Annotated in this window: 23 protein-coding genes; 5 read left to right on the top strand and 18 right to left on the bottom strand. The window is 62.8% G+C overall.

Annotation, left to right across the window (positions count from 1 at the left end; all coding sequences use genetic code 11):
- Positions 1 to 2: 2 nt before the first annotated feature.
- From NKJ09_RS04305 to NKJ09_RS04265, 9 genes are all read right to left on the bottom strand, one after another.
- Positions 3 to 806 (bottom strand): lanthanide ABC transporter permease protein PedC, encoded by an 804-nt coding sequence (locus NKJ09_RS04305; RefSeq protein WP_023716594.1) that lies wholly within the window; start codon positions 804 to 806, stop codon positions 3 to 5.
- Entirely contained in the window at positions 803 to 1528 is a 726-nt protein-coding gene (locus tag NKJ09_RS04300) for a lanthanide ABC transporter ATP-binding protein PedB/LutE (protein WP_023716593.1), read from the bottom strand. Before NKJ09_RS04300 ends, NKJ09_RS04305 begins: the two co-directional genes overlap by 4 nt.
- Positions 1525 to 2493 carry a PQQ-dependent catabolism-associated beta-propeller protein gene (locus NKJ09_RS04295; RefSeq protein ID WP_023716592.1) on the bottom strand — a complete coding sequence of 323 codons (969 nt, stop codon included), beginning with the start codon at positions 2491 to 2493 and terminating at the stop codon, positions 1525 to 1527. Before NKJ09_RS04295 ends, NKJ09_RS04300 begins: the two co-directional genes overlap by 4 nt.
- Positions 2481 to 3659, bottom strand: coding sequence for a lanthanide ABC transporter ABC transporter substrate-binding protein PedA1 (locus NKJ09_RS04290; protein WP_352762363.1), 1179 nt, complete (start codon positions 3657 to 3659; stop codon positions 2481 to 2483). Before NKJ09_RS04290 ends, NKJ09_RS04295 begins: the two co-directional genes overlap by 13 nt.
- 192 nt (positions 3660 to 3851) lie before the next feature.
- Positions 3852 to 4997 carry a pyrroloquinoline quinone biosynthesis protein PqqE gene (gene pqqE, locus NKJ09_RS04285; RefSeq protein WP_051409553.1) on the bottom strand — a complete coding sequence of 382 codons (1146 nt, stop codon included), beginning with the start codon at positions 4995 to 4997 and terminating at the stop codon, positions 3852 to 3854.
- On the bottom strand, positions 4967 to 5263 hold the full coding sequence (pqqD, locus tag NKJ09_RS04280; RefSeq protein WP_023716589.1) for a pyrroloquinoline quinone biosynthesis peptide chaperone PqqD: 297 nt from the start codon (positions 5261 to 5263) through the stop codon (positions 4967 to 4969). The genes pqqE and pqqD overlap by 31 nt, the downstream gene beginning before the upstream one ends.
- Positions 5260 to 6000, bottom strand: a complete 741-nt coding sequence (gene pqqC / locus NKJ09_RS04275; RefSeq protein WP_352493902.1) for a pyrroloquinoline-quinone synthase PqqC — start codon at positions 5998 to 6000, stop codon at positions 5260 to 5262. Before pqqC ends, pqqD begins: the two co-directional genes overlap by 4 nt.
- 14 nt (positions 6001 to 6014) lie before the next feature.
- The gene (gene pqqB / locus NKJ09_RS04270; protein WP_352482839.1) at positions 6015 to 6947 is read right to left on the bottom strand and encodes a pyrroloquinoline quinone biosynthesis protein PqqB; all 933 of its coding nucleotides are present in this window, start codon (positions 6945 to 6947) and stop codon (positions 6015 to 6017) included.
- 87 nt (positions 6948 to 7034) lie between these two features.
- Positions 7035 to 7133: a pyrroloquinoline quinone precursor peptide PqqA gene (locus NKJ09_RS04265; protein WP_352482840.1), complete on the bottom strand. Its 99-nt coding sequence runs from the start codon at positions 7131 to 7133 to the stop codon at positions 7035 to 7037.
- A gap of 452 nt (positions 7134 to 7585) precedes the next feature.
- Between NKJ09_RS04265 and NKJ09_RS04260 the strand changes: the two genes are divergently transcribed.
- The 3 genes from NKJ09_RS04260 to NKJ09_RS04250 all read left to right on the top strand — a co-directional run bounded on the left by NKJ09_RS04260 (position 7586) and on the right by NKJ09_RS04250 (position 9716).
- Entirely contained in the window at positions 7586 to 8671 is a 1086-nt protein-coding gene (locus tag NKJ09_RS04260) for a M20/M25/M40 family metallo-hydrolase (protein ID WP_352482841.1), read from the top strand.
- A 166-nt stretch (positions 8672 to 8837) separates the two neighbouring features.
- Positions 8838 to 9113, top strand: coding sequence for a hypothetical protein (locus NKJ09_RS04255; protein ID WP_352482842.1), 276 nt, complete (start codon positions 8838 to 8840; stop codon positions 9111 to 9113).
- Positions 9114 to 9194: 81 nt separating this feature from the next.
- A complete protein-coding gene (locus NKJ09_RS04250) occupies positions 9195 to 9716 on the top strand; it encodes a ferritin-like domain-containing protein (RefSeq protein ID WP_352482843.1) in 522 nt (173 codons plus the stop codon).
- A 311-nt stretch (positions 9717 to 10027) separates the two neighbouring features.
- Here the strand turns inward: NKJ09_RS04250 and NKJ09_RS04245 are convergent, their stop codons facing one another.
- From NKJ09_RS04245 to NKJ09_RS04205, 9 genes are all read right to left on the bottom strand, one after another.
- Positions 10028 to 10942 (bottom strand): hypothetical protein, encoded by a 915-nt coding sequence (locus NKJ09_RS04245; RefSeq protein ID WP_352493901.1) that lies wholly within the window; start codon positions 10940 to 10942, stop codon positions 10028 to 10030.
- A complete protein-coding gene (locus NKJ09_RS04240) occupies positions 10939 to 11334 on the bottom strand; it encodes a phage holin family protein (protein WP_352493900.1) in 396 nt (131 codons plus the stop codon). The genes NKJ09_RS04245 and NKJ09_RS04240 overlap by 4 nt, the downstream gene beginning before the upstream one ends.
- Entirely contained in the window at positions 11331 to 12059 is a 729-nt protein-coding gene (locus tag NKJ09_RS04235; protein ID WP_245278485.1) for a hypothetical protein, read from the bottom strand. Before NKJ09_RS04235 ends, NKJ09_RS04240 begins: the two co-directional genes overlap by 4 nt.
- 270 nt (positions 12060 to 12329) lie before the next feature.
- Entirely contained in the window at positions 12330 to 12803 is a 474-nt protein-coding gene (locus NKJ09_RS04230) for a DUF2269 family protein (RefSeq protein ID WP_352493899.1), read from the bottom strand.
- The gene (locus NKJ09_RS04225) at positions 12803 to 14101 is read right to left on the bottom strand and encodes an SDR family oxidoreductase (protein WP_352762359.1); all 1299 of its coding nucleotides are present in this window, start codon (positions 14099 to 14101) and stop codon (positions 12803 to 12805) included. Before NKJ09_RS04225 ends, NKJ09_RS04230 begins: the two co-directional genes overlap by 1 nt.
- 24 nt (positions 14102 to 14125) lie before the next feature.
- The gene (locus tag NKJ09_RS04220; RefSeq protein ID WP_352493897.1) at positions 14126 to 14464 is read right to left on the bottom strand and encodes a hypothetical protein; all 339 of its coding nucleotides are present in this window, start codon (positions 14462 to 14464) and stop codon (positions 14126 to 14128) included.
- A complete protein-coding gene (locus NKJ09_RS04215) occupies positions 14464 to 14826 on the bottom strand; it encodes a hypothetical protein (RefSeq protein WP_352493896.1) in 363 nt (120 codons plus the stop codon). Before NKJ09_RS04215 ends, NKJ09_RS04220 begins: the two co-directional genes overlap by 1 nt.
- The gene (locus NKJ09_RS04210) at positions 14826 to 16046 is read right to left on the bottom strand and encodes an NRAMP family divalent metal transporter (protein WP_352493895.1); all 1221 of its coding nucleotides are present in this window, start codon (positions 16044 to 16046) and stop codon (positions 14826 to 14828) included. Before NKJ09_RS04210 ends, NKJ09_RS04215 begins: the two co-directional genes overlap by 1 nt.
- Positions 16043 to 16432: a hypothetical protein gene (locus tag NKJ09_RS04205; protein ID WP_245278505.1), complete on the bottom strand. Its 390-nt coding sequence runs from the start codon at positions 16430 to 16432 to the stop codon at positions 16043 to 16045. The genes NKJ09_RS04210 and NKJ09_RS04205 overlap by 4 nt, the downstream gene beginning before the upstream one ends.
- A 227-nt stretch (positions 16433 to 16659) precedes the next feature.
- On the opposite strand from NKJ09_RS04205, the gene NKJ09_RS04200 reads away from it, so the two are divergent.
- Positions 16660 to 16872 carry a DUF2934 domain-containing protein gene (locus NKJ09_RS04200; protein WP_352493894.1) on the top strand — a complete coding sequence of 71 codons (213 nt, stop codon included), beginning with the start codon at positions 16660 to 16662 and terminating at the stop codon, positions 16870 to 16872.
- Between the two features lie 6 nt (positions 16873 to 16878).
- On the top strand, positions 16879 to 17007 hold the full coding sequence (locus tag NKJ09_RS04195) for a hypothetical protein (protein WP_280940403.1): 129 nt from the start codon (positions 16879 to 16881) through the stop codon (positions 17005 to 17007).
- The last annotated feature ends 28 nt before the right edge of the window (positions 17008 to 17035 follow it).

Raw genomic sequence — 17035 nt, 5'->3', positions numbered from 1 at the left:
AGTCATTGCTCGCCGCGTCGCGACCACAGGCCACGACCGGGATCATAAGCGGCCGCCGCGGCGAGGAAGAACACGACGAGGCAGGCCAGAACTACTTGGCATGAGACCGGCTCGAAGCGCAGATAGAGCGCGAAGCGGATCAGCTCGACTGCATGGCTGAACGGGTTCAGCGCTGCGACCGTCGCAAGCACCGGACCAGCCTCGGCAAGTCGCCACAGTGGATAGAGCGCGGTCGAGGCGAAGAACATCGGAAAGATGACGAAGTTCATCACCCCGGCGAAATTCTCCATCTGGGCCGATACTGACGAGACGAGCAGGCCGAAGGCGCCAAGCATCAGCCCGGACAGCACCAGCGCCGGCAGAACCGCGAGATAGCCGAGCATCGGTGGCCGCACGTCCCAGTAGCGCGCGATCAGCAAGAACAGGTACACGAGCGGCAGGCCGACGACCACACTGGCGAGCAGGCGAGCGCCGAGCAGATACCAGCGCGGCAGCGGCGCGGTCAGCAACAGACGCATGCTGCCCATTTCGCGGTCATAGACCATTGCCAGCGAACTGGCCATGGCGTGGAACAGCAGCATCATCGCGGCCAGCCCGGGCACCACATAGACTTCATACAGCACATAAGTCTGGTAAGGCGGCGTGATCGACAGGCCGAGCACGGAGCGGAAGCCGGCGGCGAAGATGGCCAGCCATACCAATGGCCGGGCAATCGCCGAGATCAGGCGGCCGCGCTGGCGCAGCGTGCGAAGCAGTTCTCGCTGCAAGATGCCGATGAGCGCCCGCAGCGCATGACGGGTTATCATGCCGACTCCGTCAAGCGAGCGAACGCGTCTGCCATGCTGCCGACGCCGAGTTCGGCGGTAATGCGATCGGCGCGGCCTGCCCATCGCACACGGCCGCCGTGAAGCACGACAACATCATCTTCGGCAGTCACCTCCTCAAGGAAATGCGTCGCCCACAATACCGCAATGCCGCGTTCGCGGCATAAGCCGCGAACATGCTGCGCCAGTGCCCGGCGCCCGGGCACGTCCAGTCCGGTGGTCGGCTCGTCGAGCAGGAGAAGGCGCGGCTGGTGCATGAGCGCACGGGCGATCTCGACACGCCGCCGCTGGCCGCCCGACAATGAGCGGATGGGATCGCCGAGCCTGTCGAGGACTTCGAGGCGGCCGAGTTCCTCGCGTGTTCGGACCTTGGTAACGTCGGCGGCAAGACCATGCAGGGCGGCGTGATAGCGTAGGTTCTCGCCCGCCGTGAGATCGAGATCGAGCGTCTGCTGCTGGAAGACGACGCCCATCTGGGCGAGCGCGGTCGCAGGGTCGGTGCGCATGGCGTGTCCGAACACTTGCACCGAGCCAGAACGAGCGTGATAGAGACCGGTAATCAGCGAGAACAAGGTGGTCTTGCCGGCGCCGTTGCGACCAAGCAGGATGCACATCCTGCCCTGCTCGACCGAGAAGGAGATAGCGTCGAGCACCCGCCGGTCCTTGAAACTGTGCCCCAGATTGTCGAGCGACAGCGCTTTCATGGCCCAACCACGACGCCCCACGGACCGCGCCCGACCGGCAGCGATTTGACCACCTCTTCATTCTCAAGGTCGATGACCGAGATATCGCCGGAATTGCCGTTGGCGCTGAATAGGCGTCTCTGATCGTCTGCCAGCGCGACGTGCCATGGCCGCTGGCCGACAAGATAAAGGCGGCGCACCGCCAGCGTGGCCGTGTCAATCTCGGCGATCCGGTTTGCGGGACCCAGCGCGACATACGCAGTGCCGCCGTCACGCGACATCTCGATGCCGACGGCCTGGACGCCTTCGCGGCGAATACCCGGCACCTCAAACTGGACCTTGCCGGTTTCAGCCCGTGTTAAGGTGTCGAAGACCGTCACCGTGCCGCGGATCTCGGAAGAGACCCAAAGCCGCTTTGCGTCCGGGGAGAACGCCGCGGCGCGCGGTCGCGTGTCGACCAGCAAATTATCCACGAGATCGAGCGTGCCGGCGTCGATGAGATGCAGCATGCTCGTCGTCTCCGAGGTGCAGGCGACGTAACGGCCGTCCGCGCTGACCGCCATTCCCTCGGGCTCGACACCGACATCGACGTTGCCGATGACCTTGGCCGAGGCGATTTCCACTACCGAGACCAGATTGTCGTTCTCATTGGCCACAAACAGCCGCTTGCCGTCGGGATGCACGACGAAGAATTCCGGATCGGCCCCCGAAGGCAGTTGGCCGACCACTCGTCTCTTGGCAAGGTCGACGACATCGATGCGATTGTCGTCGCCGACAGCGACAAAGAGGGTCTTCTTGTCAATGGAAAGCGCCAGTCCGCGCGGCCGCCGTCCGACGTCGATCGTTGCCGAGAGGCTCATACTTGCCCCGTCGACGACGGCAACCGCATTGTCCTGTTCGTTCGACACGTAGACGGTTTCGGCAGCAACAGGACCGACCGAGATAAGCACGGACACCACCAGGAGGATTGCGGTCAAAAGCGGCATGCGCTCTCCTCGAGATCGATGCCAAGCGTGTCGAGCGGCGTCCGCTGATGCAGGAAGCCGGGCTGCGGCGAGGCGGAGACCAGCAGGCGAGGCCCAGCAATCAGGATCGGCTGCCGCAGTTGCCCGTCCCATGGACGAAAATTGAGCCCTTGGCCTTTGAAACCGGGGAGAAGAAAATCGTCGCCGCGCACGTAGCCGGCGATGGCTGACGGATCGACGCTGCGCAGCCGCGTCGCGGCCTCGCCGACGCTGCGCACGGCGAGCCAGGCGGCATAGTCGCTCGGCGTCATCCATCGCCCCGCCTGCTTCCGGAAGCGGTCCTGCAACTGCGTCGCTCCCCATTCCTCGGTGACGGCGCTCCAACCGGCCGCAACCAGCCCTTGCGTGCCGGCGACCGGTCGCGGCAGTGCCGTGCGGTCATCGAGATAGGCGCCGAATTCGTCAGCCTCGTCGGCGACGACCAATACATCATAATCGGCGACCTGCGTGGCGGCCTGTATTTCTGACTGCAGCGTGACATGGCCAGTATCAGCGCGTCCGTTCGCCGGACGGAACGTCCATGGCTGGTCGACGGTGATTTCGGCCCCGAAACGTTGCGCCGCGCGGCGAAAAGCGGCGGCCATCGCCTGGTCGGCAGAATGCGTGCCGACAAGCAGGAACCAGCGCTGCCAGCGCTTCCACACCAGGTACTGCGCCAGGCCGTCGGCGAGCATGGCGCGGCTTGGAATGGTGTGTAGCAGGTTCTTCCTGCAGTCCTGCTGGCGCAGCGCATCGTCGGTAGCGCGGCTGTTGAACAGCAGCATCTTCTCGGCGCCAGGCGCCGCAAGCGCCTGCGTGAGCGGCACAGCGTCAAGATCGGCGACGACAAACGCAAGGCCGGCGCCAGCGAACTGGCCTATCGCGTCCGATGCCGCCTCGGCGGGCTTCAGCACTCGCTCCTCCAGCCGGAAATGCTGGCCGAGAAAGCGCCCGGTCGTATTGTCGTCGGCGATGCCAAGACGTGCGCCTTGCAGCCCGTCATCTGTCGCGAACTGGTCCAGCGGACCCAACTGTAAGGGCGGCTTGCGCGACTGGCCGAGATAGCCGATTACCACCGTCTGAGGCTCGGCAAGACCGGGAGCAGCGACGAAAAGCAACAGGGCAAGAACAGCAAGCGCCAGCCTCATTCCGCTGCAGCTCCCTCTCCCGCAGTGACTGACCGAGGCGGAGTTGGATTAATTCCCCGCCATTGAAAAGGTTCCACTCTGGATATTCACGGCCTTGTGGTGACGGCTGGTCAGATCTGGATCGGCCTCACCTCGACTGTTCCTTCCAGCCGCCGAGTGAGAACGAGGGTGGCCCCGGACTCTTGATCGAGATCATGTGCGGCCGATACGGCGAAAGGCAAAGGGCGGGATGAGGTCTCCGCCGGTCCTCGCATCGGACGGCGGAAGCGTCTCCTCGAGCAGCATCGCCATCCGGGCATGGAGGGGCGACCTGACGCATACGGGATCGGCCGCCGCAGCATCGCCGGCCAGCGCCAGCGCCTGGCAACGGCAGCCGCCCCAGTCGACATCACGGCGCTCGCAGCTGCGGCAGGGTTCCAGCATCCAGTCCGTCCCACGGAAGGCGTTGAATGCCGGCGAGTCCCGCCAAATGTCGGCCAGCGGCCGAGAGCCGAAGCGCTCGAATCGCAGCGATGGAATGGTCATCGCAGCATGACAGGGCAGCACCAAGCCGTCCGGTGCGATGACGAAAGCATCGCGCCCCCAGCCGCCCATGCAGGGCTTGGGATAGGTCGCAAAATGATCCGCCACCACGAAATCGATCTCCAGCACGCCGACAAGACGTGCCCGTGCGGCCTCCACGGTCGCGACCTGATGCTCTATCGAGGCGCCGTCGGGCAGCAGGTAGCGACGATTGAGCAACGCCCAGCCGGCATATTGCACGTTGGCAATCTCCAGCCGCTCGGCGCCGAGCGAGAGCGCCAGGTCGATGTAATCGGGAATTTCCGCGATGTTGTGCCGATGGATCGGCGCATTGATCGTCAGCGCCAGTCCGAGGGCCCGCGCATGTCTGGCGGCAGCGAGCTTTTGCGCGTGGGCGCCGGAATGGCGTCCGATCCGCGCGGTGGTTTCGGCATTGGCACCCTGGAAGCTCACCTGAACATGGTCTAGCCCCGCGCTGGCAAGTGCTTCCAGACGGATGCCGGCAAGGCCGACGCCGGCCGTGATGAGGTTGGTGTAGACACCGGTTTGCGACAGCGTTGACACGAATTGTTCGAGGTCCCGGCGCAGCGTCGGCTCGCCGCCCGAAAGATGCACTTGAAGAACGCCCATAGCCGCCACTTGCTCGAACACGTCGAGCCAGCGTTCCGTCTCCATTTCACGGTCGGCTTTCAGCAAATCAATGGGATTGGAGCAGTAGGGGCACTGCAGAGGGCAGCGATGCGTCAGCTCAGCCAGCATCGCGATCGGAGGGAACGGCGCCTGCGTCACAGCCGCACCAACAGCCGGTCTGCCCATTCCTGCAGGAAGGCGCCGACGTCGGCGTCGATTTCCTGGCCCTGACCGTCATATTCGCAAGCAAGCTCCCTCACAATGGCACTGATTGACGTCTTGCCGTCACAGCGCCGGAGGATGTCCAGTCCGATTGCATCGGGCCACAGAACGCGCTCGGGTGCCAGCACCGCCCAGGCATTCCGGACGGGATCGAAACGCAGGCGTACATAGGGCGCGAGGCGCGGGCGAGATTGCGCCGATACAATCCCTCTCCGGCGGTCCGCTGTCATCCGTTGGTCTCCGGCCGGAAGCAGCCAGGGGGTATGACGCCGTCACGCCCATATGCGTAGTCGAGCGCGTCGAGCATCGCCCAGAGCACATCGCACTTGAAGACCAAGGCGTCGACAACCTTCTGCTGACGTTCCGGCGTATCGGCGTAGCGAAGCACGTAGCCCAGCGCGAAATCGGAATCGCGTGCGGCCTGATCGGGCCGCCGATCGAAATAGGCGAGCGTGTCGGCCCTGACGAAGTCGTATCGCGCCAGCATCGCTGGCACGCGTTCTGCGATAATATCGGGCGAGAAGAGTTCGGTGAGGGAGGAAGCAACTGCTTCGAGCAGCGTATGGGACGCGCAGAAATTGACATACGCCTGCACCGCGAAGCGTGTTGCCGGCAGCGCCAGCCTTTGGCTTTTCACCTCTTCCGACTCAAGGCCGAGCGACGTCGCGAGATGCAGCCAGCGCGCAATTCCGCCACTCCGGCCGTCCTCGCCGTCATGGTCCTCGATGCGCTTGCGCCATGCGGCCCTGAATGCCGGATCCTCGGCGTAGGACAGGATGGTGGCGTCCTTGCGCGGGATGGCCGCCTGATAGCAGTAGCGGTTGAGCGCCCAGGCCTGCAGCTCGGTCTTCGACATCGCTCCCTCCACCATTCTGCGATGGTAGGGGTGTCGGTTGTGATAACGCTCGCGGCCGACCTGCAGAAGGACTGTGCGCAAATCTTGTTCATTGAGGCCGCGGCCGACCACGTCGGAAAAATCGTTCACAGCATGAGCTCCATCCGGTCTTGCGCAATCTCCCATCCAGCTGCGCGCACCGCCGCGTGTTCGGGCGATTCCTCGTCCAGAACCGGATTTGTGTTGTTGATATGGATGAAAATCCGGCGGTCGACCGGCAGGTGGTTCAGACATGCGATCGCACCGTTCGGTCCGGACATGGCGATGTGTCCCATGCGCGCGCCGGTCTTCACGCCCACGCCGGCCGTGATCAGCTCGTCGTCCGTGAACACTGTGCCGTCGAGGAGAACCATGTCGGCGCCGGCAATCCGTTGCCGCAGCGATTCATCGACGGCTGTACAAGCGGGAATGAAGAGCAGCGAGCGGCTCCCCTCCATCAGACGAACCCCGATCGTGCCGCCATCGGCGGAACGGAGCTCCGGATCCTGTCGGCCGCCATCTTCAAGAAAGAGCGCCACCTTGCCAGGAACGGAAAACACCTCGATGCGGATGCCGATTTCCGCGCCCTCGGCATCGCAAAGATCGATGAAGCCTTCAGGAGGAAGGCAGCGGCGCGAAACAATCTGAGCATCGAGGACATCGAAGATCGAATTGGAGGCGATAACCGCCAGAACCTGCTCCGTTGCATAAAGAGCGAAGGGTTGCCGCTCACGCAAGCTGAGGAGCCCCGAAATCTGGTCGATCTCGGCGCCGGTCAGGACGACGGCTGCCAGCGGTGTGGCGCGTGCCGACATCTCCGGATGCGGTTGGAGTTCAGGGTTTTCAGCAATCTGCTGGCGGATATCGGGAGAGGCATTGAAAAGCACCCAGTGTCGCCCGTCTGGAGATGCCGCAACACTCGTCTGAAGACGCGGGCGGACCCCAGGATTACCCGCCCGCGCGGCCCTGTTCAGCCTGTCGTTGGCGTTCCACTGAGGAAAACCGCCACCCGCGGCGGACCCGATGATCCTAATCCACACGCCGTGACAAACTCCGCGTTTCTCTATTCCAGCAATGTCGCGAACCGGTCGAGCACAGCCGATGCCGTACCCGCCGGTTGCGTAATGTCATTTCTTTGTGGTGATTTCGGCAGGCAAATAGCGCGATATCTCCATTCCCGCCGCGACTTCGCACATGACGGGCTTCTTCCAAGTCTTCTTCTTCATGTCTTTCTCCGATCTGGCTGCCTTGGAAATACCGCAGCCAATCCCATAAGCACGCAGCCCAAGCTTTGTTCCCGACAGGGTATGCGAGGGGTGCTCTTTCGGATTGGGCGTCGGACGCTCGCGTCAAAGAAAAGACAGATCAACCGAAAGCGGAACCGGGGTGGCGGATGTTCGCGCGAAGCTTACAGCATCGGCCGGCCACCTGTGACCAGAAGCAAGCCCCGGTGAAACAACCGGCTTCTGACGAAGCCAGGAGGATGTAAGCCGGCGCAACGCAACTCTTGAGGAAATCGCCCTGCTGGCGCTAAGCTCGTTCTCCTGCATCTTGTATCGGGCACAATGATGAACGGTGAGGCGAAAAGCAGCCTGTCCGGGCGCGCCATGCGCTGGGCCATCGCATTGACCGAGCAGAAGAGCGTCACCGGGACCGGCGGCGAAGCCTCGTTCGGCCCGTGGCTGGCAGACGAGTTACGCCGCGAAGCCGCGTTTCGCCACGCGGAACCTGGACCATAGAGGTCGAGCCGGAAGATGGCCGCCATTGCGTGGCGATGCTGGTCCGCGGTACTGGCCGCGCCACCATCGTGCTGACCGGTCACTACGACACCGTCACGACGCGCGACTATGGCGATCTGGAGGATCTGGCCACCCAGCCGCAACAACTCACCCAAGCGCTAAGAAAAACTTTGGCCATGGCCGAGGCGCCTGCCGTGAGGCGGGCGCGGGACGACTTCGCCTCGGGGGAGTTTCTCGCCGGCCGCGGGCTGCTCGACATGAAGGCCGGTTTGGCCGCCGGGCTGGCGGTTTGCGCCGCATTCGCCGAAAGCACCAACGCGGCGGGAAACTTTCTGTTTATCGCGGTTCCCGACGAAGAGAACAATTCTGCCGGTGCGCGCAAAGCGGCACAGGTTCTCACCGAGATAGCCGGCGAGCACGAGTTGGACATTTTCGCGGCGATCAATCTCGATGCGATCGCCGACGACGGGGACGGCAGCAAGGGTCGCGTCATCGCGCTTGGAACGGTCGGCAAGCTGCTTCCGACGGCCCATGTCGTCGGCGTTCCCGCGCATAGCGGCTTTCCGTTGAGTGGCCTGAATGCGGCGACCATTGCCGCGGCCATAGCCGCCCGGGTGGAATGGGCATCGGAGCTGACCGACGACTCCCGGTCGCTTCCGGGTACACCGCCGAGTCTGCTCAGCATTCGCGACGGCAAGTCCGGCTATGACGTGACCACGCCGGCTGCGGCGTTCGCCACCTTCAACGTGCTGAGCTATCGCCGGACGCCGGATGAGGTGCTCGAACGCTTCGACCGGCTTTGCGCCGATGCTGCTTCGGCCTGCCTGGCGGAGTTGAAGCGGCGGCGGCACTTCCAGCACGGCAGCGCCGCGATCGATCTCCTCGAAACAATCCCCCTGCATCGTTACGAGGCAGTGCTGGACCGTCTCGACGCGGAGGCAAGATCGAGGCTTGGCGCCGTTGGGGCTTCGCTTGCCGCCCGCGATCTTCCACTGCCGGAGCAATGCCGGCTGGTCACCGACTAGGCATGGCGATTGAGCCGCTTGCCGGGACCGGCAATCGTCACCGGCTTCGGCTCGATACCTTACTTGCCCACGAACCTTTCGGACCGGCCGGCAGCGGCGCGGCTGCGGGCGATCGCTTCGGACGTCGCGGCCGACGCAAGCGCCCGCTATGGCTCGGCAATCGGCTGTGCGGATTTATTTCGCCGGCATCTCGGATATGAGCTTCTTTGGCGAGGCGGCCGAGTCCGGTCTCAAGGTCGTCGCCCGCAACACGCCGATGTGGCGGGACGGCATTCGCTGGCCGAAGTCAGGTGGGCTAGCCAACATTCCCACCATCAATATCGGTCCGTGGGGACGAGACTACCACACGCCGCCTGAGCGGCTTCACATCGGCTATGCTTTCGACGTCCTGCCGCAGGTCGTGAGCGATGTTTGTGCAGCGCTGCTTAAAGAGCAAGGATAGGTACGAGTCCATCAAATCTCGCCAGGAACAAATCGGCGAAGCCGAGGTTTGGTTCTACAAATCAAATCGCGAGGAAATCCTATGGACACTGACGTCAACTCCGAAACCCGTTCGATCTTCATTGTTGGGCTGCGCAACGCCCACGCCATGGAGAACCAGGCACTTTCGATCATGAAGCCTCAGGTCAAGCGGATCGAGAACTATCCGCAGGTCGCCGATCGCCTGCAGCAGCATATCACGGAGACCGAAGGGCAGATCGCCCGGCTGGAATCCATTCTGGATGGCCTCGGCGAGGACCATTCCACATTGAAAGACACGGCCATGTCGATGGTCGGCAGCATGGCGGCGATGGGACATTCCGTAGCCGGCGACGAAATCCTCAAGAACAGCTTCGCCAACTTTGCATTCGAAAATTACGAGATCGCCGCCTACAACTCATTGCTCGTACTCGCCGAAGCCGGAGGGTTTAGTCAGGCAACCAACTCTCTTCAGCAGAATCTCAGCGAAGAAGAAAAAATGGCCGACTGGTTGAAGCAGAACCTTCGCGCCGTCACCTTGCAATACGCCAGGCTGCGTGAGGCGGGAGAGACCGCCAAGAGTTAGGCCGCCCCGCTGGGGAAGAGGAATTCCTGACAACCACCCCAGCCGAATTGACGGGGTGGTTGTTTTTTCTGGGATCGGAAGTGCTGCTAAGGACCGCGCGCCACGCGTCGGCCAGACACGCTTCCTTGGAGCCCGAAGAACCGAACGGATTCAGAGCTAAGAATCCGAACGGATCGGAGCGCCCCGGTTCTGATGGCTTGAACGCCGCGATCCCATTTGTCTGCGGAAGGTTGCGGACTCCTGGCCGACTTCGATGTTCCCACCGCAAGGCGACCCGCGGTCGAAATCACCAGGAACGACCGGTGGCAGCGCTATGACGTCGATTTGGGAGCCTCGTCGGTCTCCGGCAAACGATCGCGAATGGCTTCCTCGGTTTTGCTTGCCGTCTTTTTCACGACTTTCTCGACGCGGTCGACCAACGTCTCGGCGTCGCCGCTGGAACCCTGTCGGTCAGCCTCTTCCTTTACAGTCTCATATGCTTCGGCGGCGACCTGCTTGGCTTGTTCCACGCCTTCTTCAAAGACTTCTTCGGCACTGTCACGAAGCTTGTCGCGGTAGGGGCCGAGTTGCGCGTCTTCCGCGGCGGTGTGAGGCAGCATCACGCCGATGGCGGTGCCCACGGCAAGGCCCACCGCGGCCATTGCCAGAGGTTCGCGCTGGAACAGGTCCTGCGCCGACTGACGCACCCGCCCCGTGATATCGGTGGCGGCCGAGCCGACCTGCCCGGCCGTGCTTGTCAATCTTTCTTTGGCGCCGCTCGCAACGTCTGCCACAGCCTCAGTCGCACCGCCTGCCACGGAAGCGACCGAACGAGCGGCATCGGAGAGCATGGAGCCGGCGGAACCTTCGCCCTCGGCACCGTACTCATCGCCGCGTGAGCCCTGCCAGGCCCCGCCCAAGCCCCTCTGGTCAGAGAAGTTTCGGGTGGCGTCATGTTCCCTGCCGGTCGAATAGGCACCAAGTGCTGAACTGTCTACCGACGTGCCCTTGCCAAGCATCAGCCAGGCCAGGCCCGCGCCGACCAATGTAAGCGGCAACGGATTGTCCCTGACCTGAGTCTTAAGATTGCTGAGCATGGCGGATCCCTCGCCGCTGAACATCCCGGTGAATTCGTCGATCAGTTGGCCCGGTGTCATCTTGCTGCGGATCGAGTCTGCGGTATCTGCCACTCTGGCGCGAGCAATATCAGCATCGCGTTCCAACTCGGCTGCGGATTTGTCGGTCATCTTATCTGTTCCTTGATCACGCGTGCGTCGCGTTTAAGTTGGTCTTGTGTCCGGTCGGGGGTCAACTCTGAGGGAGCCATGCTTGCCTTGCCGGACCGCAAGAGTACGACGCCCAGTACTGCCACCACGACGCCGACCAGCAGCGAGGACCATCCGGCCCCCAGCCCGGCGCTCGCCAAGGCAATCACCAGCGCCTGCAAAAGCACCATCAGGGCGGCAAGCAGGCAAATGACGCCTCCCATTACCTCCACGGCGCCGGCGCCGACCTTGCTTACCTTTTCCGACATTTCAGCCCGCAACAGCCTGCTTTCGGTTTGAAGCAGTGTTGTGACCTGCTGTGCCAGATCGCTGACAAGGGTTGTCAGGCTGCGAGTGTCCTGATTGTCAGTCATGGGTTTCGCTCCAGGCTTGCATTGGCCCAGTCATCGCCGGATTGATCGGATCCTAGCGGGGCCGGCTCAACTGCCTCTGCCGATTGCCATCCGAACTCATTCGAGCGAGGACCCGTCTCGGGCGCCCGGCCTGTTTCCGACTGGCCCGGTGCTCCGGTTTGGGCAGAGGGTGGCGAGCTCTTGATGAACCGCCCCAACGCGAGGCCTGCCAATACCGAACCGGCGATCAGCGCGCCCGAGTTTTCGCGGCCGAACGACTGAATTTCGCCAAGCACCTCGTCGAACGGTTTATCCTTCAGGGACGAGGAAAGCCGCTCGAGCCCGCCTGCGGCGTCAAGGGCGAATTTCGAAGCGGTCCGTTGATCATTGTTGGCAAGATGCTCGCTTGCCGCGCGCAATGCGCCGCTGAAGGCCTTGAGGTTGGCGCTCACGTCGCGCTGCGTTCCCTCCGCCTTGTTGAACAATGCTTGCTTTGCTTCCGATGCGTAATCTCCGGCTTTCCTGGTGATCTCGTCACGCGCATCGTGGAGCGCTTCCGTCGCGGTCTGCTTTTCCCGTTGTAGTCTTTCCGAAAGCTCGCTTCTGGCTGTCTCGAAATCGGCCGGCTGACGGCCCTGATCGTCCTGGTCCTGCATGGTGTCTCCTAGTGGAATCCGAGGAAGGAGAGGATCGCAAGCACGACGACGACGAGGCCGATGAGATAAATAACACTGTTCATGGCGCAATCTCCTCCACTGCGCACCGAACTTGCCTGTGCTTCCCGTGTTCCCTCGGACGTCATCTTTTTTGGTAAGCGAAGCCTAACCCGCCTCAAGACGGGATCTTGTCCTGTGCCGATGGCGGTGAGCGCGGTTGGAAATGATACGAGACCGGAGTCCGGCGCGACTTACAGGTCGAGACGCAGGTCCGTTCCGGCAGATATTCGCGCTGCATGGGCCGGGAATTTTTCCGCAGTGCTTTGACTGGGCATTATCGCAGTGGGACCTGCCTGCGACCTACCACTCAATCGCAGGCCGCGCGATCATCAGCCAGAAAATTCCGAGTACGGCAGCGAAGGCGGGGAAGCCGAAGGCGAACCACAGCCAGAAGAGCCGATGATACCGTGGCGGCAACGGCGCGCCTGCAGCGGCGGCTTGCGAGGCCAGCTTGCGCATCTCCATCTGCATCCAGACGACCGGGAGCCAGAACATTCCGGTGAAGATATAGAGCGTGATCGAAAGCACGATCCAACCTTCCGACAGCGAGTAGCCTGCCTGCCAGGCGAGCGCGGCGCCCGTCAGCGGCTGCGCGACGACGGCCGTCGCTGTGAAAAGAAAGTCGGCTACGACGACCATGCGCGCCACCGCCGCAACCGTTGACGTATTGCCCGTCCTGTGGGCGAGCAGCATGAAGAAAGCGATGCCGGCGCCGGTGCCAAGCAGCACGGCTGCGCCGATGACATGCAGAAATTTCAGCAGGAAATAGAGCATCAACGCTCCTCCAGCACTGCCAACGCCACAAAGTGCAGCACCAGAATCGGCAACACTTTGAGGAACGGCCCAAGCGGTTCGTTCCACAGCTCCGGGCGCAGGAAACTTCCGATGGCCAAGTAGAGGAGCGAGAGCGCGATGCCGCCATAGAGGCCTTTTCGCGTCGTCGACCGCCAAGCTATGAGCGCGCCGATGGCGATGTCGGCCAGAGCGCCGACGATCACGGTAGGTGCCGACAAGATGCCAGCCCCAGTGCTTTGCATCAGATCGATGCCACCGTTATAGCCGGTGGTCAGCGACACAACACCCGTCACGATCCAGAAGAAGGGCAGGACGACGAAGATCGCAGGCTTGATGAAATACAGGCGGGCAAACCATTTTTCCTGCACCGTTGCCGGATTGAGCGCGAGGAAACCCGCCAGGGTTTGCGGCCGTATGCCGGTCAAGGCGGTCCAGTTGGAGGGATCTCCAACCGCCCCTCGGGCGATCTCCCTGGCCGCGTTGGTGCGCATTGGTGGGCGCCAGCCGAACATCGCGGCAAAGTCGCCGAGGCGGTAGAGGAGGCTCGCAAGCGGTTCCGGAAGCACAAACGTGGCCGCTGGGGCCCAGCCGAGCCATCGGCGATAGCTGCCGACGACCTCGTCCAGGGTCAGCTGTTCGGGACCGGCAAGTTCCAGCACGACGCGAGACGGACTGGCGGGAGCGAGAAGGAAGACGACGGTTGAGACCACGTCGTCGAGTTGTACCACCTGGAGCCGGCCGGTGCCGGGCATGGACGGCAGCACCGGCAGCGAGGCGAGACCCCGAAACAATGCGCTGGCTCCAAACACCGGCCGCCCGAGCACCACGGACGGGCGCAGGATCACCCAGTTCAGATCAAGCGCCATTAGCGCTTGGTCGCCGGCCAGTTTCGTCGCCGAGAACGTCGAAGGCTGCGCCCGATCGACGCCTATCGCCGAGAAGTGGATCACCCGAGCAACCCCTACCCTCGCACAGGCGAGGAAGAGTGCTGCCGCCGCATCGCGATGGACTTCCCGCGTCTTTTCACGGGGGCTGTCCTGCAGAACGCCGGCACAATTGACGACGGCGTCGATGCCCGTGAGATGCGGCAACCAGTCTTCGGGCTGCAGCGCCACCGCGATGTCCAGCACCAGCAACTGATAATTGCCGGCCCGGTTTGCGCCGGGGCTGCGGACCAAGCCGATCACCTCATGCCCTTCGGAAAGAAGGCGTGCGACGACCGAGGCACCGATCAGGCCGGTGGCGCCGGCAACCAGAACTTTCACACTGGACCCCATTCTCCGACGGCGGGACAGTATCGTTCATTCCCGCTTATCGCCCTCGATACTCCCCTTCATAGCGGAAAGTTCTTCCTTCGTGCATAACAACCGCGGCCGCGCCGGGTCGGAGATGTCGAGCTTGTCCCAGGGAATGCGGTACATGCTGTCGCGACTGCGCATTCGAAAGACGTCGAGGACCGCTGTGCCGATGGCAGAAGCGGACAGGCGCTCGAATGCTGCGTAGATGCCGACATGGTACTCGGTAACCACGAGGTCATCGCCATCCGGTTCGGCGCGTATCTCCTCGATATGGCCGATGCTTTTGCCGCGCTGCGAAAGCACATTCCTGCCAGCCAATTGCTCAAGATTGACGGTGGCCATCATCCAGCTCCCGGGATACGCCCAATGACATGATCGCGCAGCCAGTCCTGCCAGTCGAAAATCGCCGTTTCGCGGACGTCGATATCGAACTCGATGTCGACGCCGATGTCGCGCACCTTGTTCCATGCGATGCGGTGCGGCTCGGCATGGCGCCTGCCGCCGAGCCTTGCCGCAAGCCGCGCCATCCAGCGCCCGGGCCGCTGGCCAAGCCGGCGCGCCAGCGTGATCGAACCGAGCTCGACCGCAATAATTTTTGGCGGCTTGCCTGGCCCGAGTTCGGCCACCAGCCCGTCCACCTTGCCGATCTTGACCTGCTCGCGGTCGACCACTTGCTTGTCCAGGATGTCGCGCAGCAAATCCATCAAGTGCCTCCGAATATCTGTAAAGGAATAGTCACGACTGCGAGCACGAAACCGAGCGCTATGATGAAGATGACCGCTGCATTCGCGATCAGCCCATTGCGGTGCTCGCCGACATAACGCTCGTCGTTCAGCAGGAAGAGGAACGGAACCACGGTCAGCGGCAGGCTGGCGGCCGTCAGAGCCATGGAAAAGATGGTGAGCTTCAGCGGATCGAGACCCAATGCGATCGGAATGGCGGCGAGAAACAACGAGATCGTATAGACGGTGCTGAAGCCGGGATCGTCGCGCGGTTTCAGGTCCTCGCCCCAGGTCCAGCCGAAGCCCTGCGCCACAAGGTACGCTTGCTGCAGCCCGATTTCGAGCGCGGCACCGAAGCAAGCTATGCCTAGTGAAGCAACGAATAGGACGAACCCCCAGAAACCGAAGATCGGAATCAGCATCAGCGGCAGTTGGTGGTAGTCGTCGATCTGCTCAATGCCGTGCGCTGCCAGCACCAGTGCTGCCACGATCAACACACCGATAGCGATTGTGCCGCCAAAACACATGCCCAAGCCGGCAATGGCCCGATTGGCTCCGAGATAGCTCTTGTCCCATTGGTCCTCGATCGCTCCCGACGAATAGAACATGAACAAATAGGGCGAGATCGATGCACCAAGAATGCTGACCGCCATGAACCAGTAATTGGCCGCGTCGTGCTCGGGCAGAGTGGGCACGGCACCGGCCGCAACCTGCCCCCAATCGGGCTTCAGCATGACGGCGCCAACCACGAAGCACAGCGTGACCAGCCCGAGGACCGCGACACCTTTTTCGATGAATCCGAACGTGCCTTTCCAAAGGAACAGCCATGCCAGAAAAGCGACCGGCAGCGCCCACCACTGAAAGCCGATGCCGGTGGCGAGCTCGAGCGCAATGGCAACACCGCCGATTTCGGCTGCCATGACCAGGAAGTTGACCAGCAAAGTCGCAAGCAGCGGCCACAGAAAGGCGTTGAAGCCAAACCGTTCCCGGATCCCGTCGACGATGGTGTGATGGCTAACGGCGGCGAAGCGTCCGGCCATTTCGACCAGGAAGATGATGCAGATCGTGCCCAGGACGACGGCCCATATCAGCTGGAACCTGAACGCCGCGCCGGCCTGAGCTGCGGTCGCCATCGATCCGACCTCGAGAAAGCCGCCAACGCTGGTGACGACGCCGAGCGATATTTCGAGTAGCTTCTTCATGATTTCGGCGCGAAATATCTGGCGTAGGACGCGCTCAGATCGGCGGCGGCGGCCCGCAGATCCTGTTGCGCGTGTTCCACGTCCGAACGGTTGCCGTTCTGCACTGCGGTCGCTGCGCGTGTTACCGCCGCCGAAAGCTGTCCGACCGCCGTCGTCAGACCGGCTTGCTCGCTGGGCTCAGGCGACTTGGCGGACTGGATTTGCGCACCGGCATCGGCGAGCGCCTTGCCGACCGATTGCAACGTGCGCGACGTGTATTTCGAAGGGGCTGCCCCAGCGACCCAAGCCTCCAGGACCAGTGATGCGGTCTGTGTGGCGGAAGCCGCGATTTTCGACTGCTGCTCGACCTGGTCGGAAGACGTGCATGCCGTCAGTACAGATATCATCAGCAGCAAGCACAGGCGGTCTGGTCGAAGACCGACGGCTGTAACGGCATTTACAACACGTGCTTGTAGCGTTGCTGCCACACGATTGTTCTCCCCGCACCAAGCGACTTCGGCGTGAAGTTTGATCTAGAGCGCCCGGTAATCACGTCAACTGAACCGGATGAACGGCGCTGGCAGCGCGGAACAAACCAGCGATCGCCGGATTAGGTGATGAGGAGGCAAAGGCCATGGACAGGGAACAGCGTATCAGGCAGCGAGCCAATGAGATCTGGGAGCGCGAAGGCCGTCCGCAAGGACGCGAGCGCGAGCATTGGGATCAGGCCGTGCAGGAGATCGAAGCTGAGGGTTCCGAGGCCGAACGCGGTCCGGTCGTGCCCGATCCAACGGTCGGGGCCGGCTCCAATCCAGAGGCGCGCGGCAGCAAGCGGCGGGGGAAGTGAGGTCCAATGCCTCGTCTCGTCGCCTGGATCGTGGTCGTACTGGTCGTGCTGTTCGCCGCCTGGCTGATGATCGGACGCGACAGAACCAGTGGCGGAGCTCAGCCCACGCCGCATGCAATAGATCAGAATGGATAGGAGCTGACATGGCGGGAACCGATACTCA

Source organism: Mesorhizobium sp. M0189, from assembly GCF_040322135.1.
Lineage (GTDB): Bacteria > Pseudomonadota > Alphaproteobacteria > Rhizobiales > Rhizobiaceae > Mesorhizobium.
This window is presented reverse-complemented; position numbering and strand designations above follow the sequence as displayed.

Coding starts and splice junctions, on each gene's coding strand:
- NKJ09_RS04305 (WP_023716594.1), bottom strand. CDS start 806: ATGATAACCCGTCATGCGCTGCGGGCGCTCATCGGCATCTTGCAGCGA.
- NKJ09_RS04300 (WP_023716593.1), bottom strand. CDS start 1,528: ATGAAAGCGCTGTCGCTCGACAATCTGGGGCACAGTTTCAAGGACCGG.
- NKJ09_RS04295 (WP_023716592.1), bottom strand. CDS start 2,493: ATGCCGCTTTTGACCGCAATCCTCCTGGTGGTGTCCGTGCTTATCTCG.
- NKJ09_RS04290 (WP_352762363.1), bottom strand. CDS start 3,659: ATGAGGCTGGCGCTTGCTGTTCTTGCCCTGTTGCTTTTCGTCGCTGCT.
- pqqE (WP_051409553.1), bottom strand. CDS start 4,997: ATGGGCAGACCGGCTGTTGGTGCGGCTGTGACGCAGGCGCCGTTCCCT.
- pqqD (WP_023716589.1), bottom strand. CDS start 5,263: ATGACAGCGGACCGCCGGAGAGGGATTGTATCGGCGCAATCTCGCCCG.
- NKJ09_RS04265 (WP_352482840.1), bottom strand. CDS start 7,133: ATGAAGAAGAAGACTTGGAAGAAGCCCGTCATGTGCGAAGTCGCGGCG.
- NKJ09_RS04250 (WP_352482843.1), top strand. CDS start 9,195: ATGGACACTGACGTCAACTCCGAAACCCGTTCGATCTTCATTGTTGGG.
- NKJ09_RS04245 (WP_352493901.1), bottom strand. CDS start 10,942: ATGACCGACAAATCCGCAGCCGAGTTGGAACGCGATGCTGATATTGCT.
- NKJ09_RS04240 (WP_352493900.1), bottom strand. CDS start 11,334: ATGACTGACAATCAGGACACTCGCAGCCTGACAACCCTTGTCAGCGAT.
- NKJ09_RS04230 (WP_352493899.1), bottom strand. CDS start 12,803: ATGCTCTATTTCCTGCTGAAATTTCTGCATGTCATCGGCGCAGCCGTG.
- NKJ09_RS04225 (WP_352762359.1), bottom strand. CDS start 14,101: ATGGGGTCCAGTGTGAAAGTTCTGGTTGCCGGCGCCACCGGCCTGATC.
- NKJ09_RS04220 (WP_352493897.1), bottom strand. CDS start 14,464: ATGGCCACCGTCAATCTTGAGCAATTGGCTGGCAGGAATGTGCTTTCG.
- NKJ09_RS04215 (WP_352493896.1), bottom strand. CDS start 14,826: ATGGATTTGCTGCGCGACATCCTGGACAAGCAAGTGGTCGACCGCGAG.
- NKJ09_RS04210 (WP_352493895.1), bottom strand. CDS start 16,046: ATGAAGAAGCTACTCGAAATATCGCTCGGCGTCGTCACCAGCGTTGGC.
- NKJ09_RS04205 (WP_245278505.1), bottom strand. CDS start 16,432: ATGATATCTGTACTGACGGCATGCACGTCTTCCGACCAGGTCGAGCAG.
- NKJ09_RS04200 (WP_352493894.1), top strand. CDS start 16,660: ATGGACAGGGAACAGCGTATCAGGCAGCGAGCCAATGAGATCTGGGAG.
- NKJ09_RS04195 (WP_280940403.1), top strand. CDS start 16,879: ATGCCTCGTCTCGTCGCCTGGATCGTGGTCGTACTGGTCGTGCTGTTC.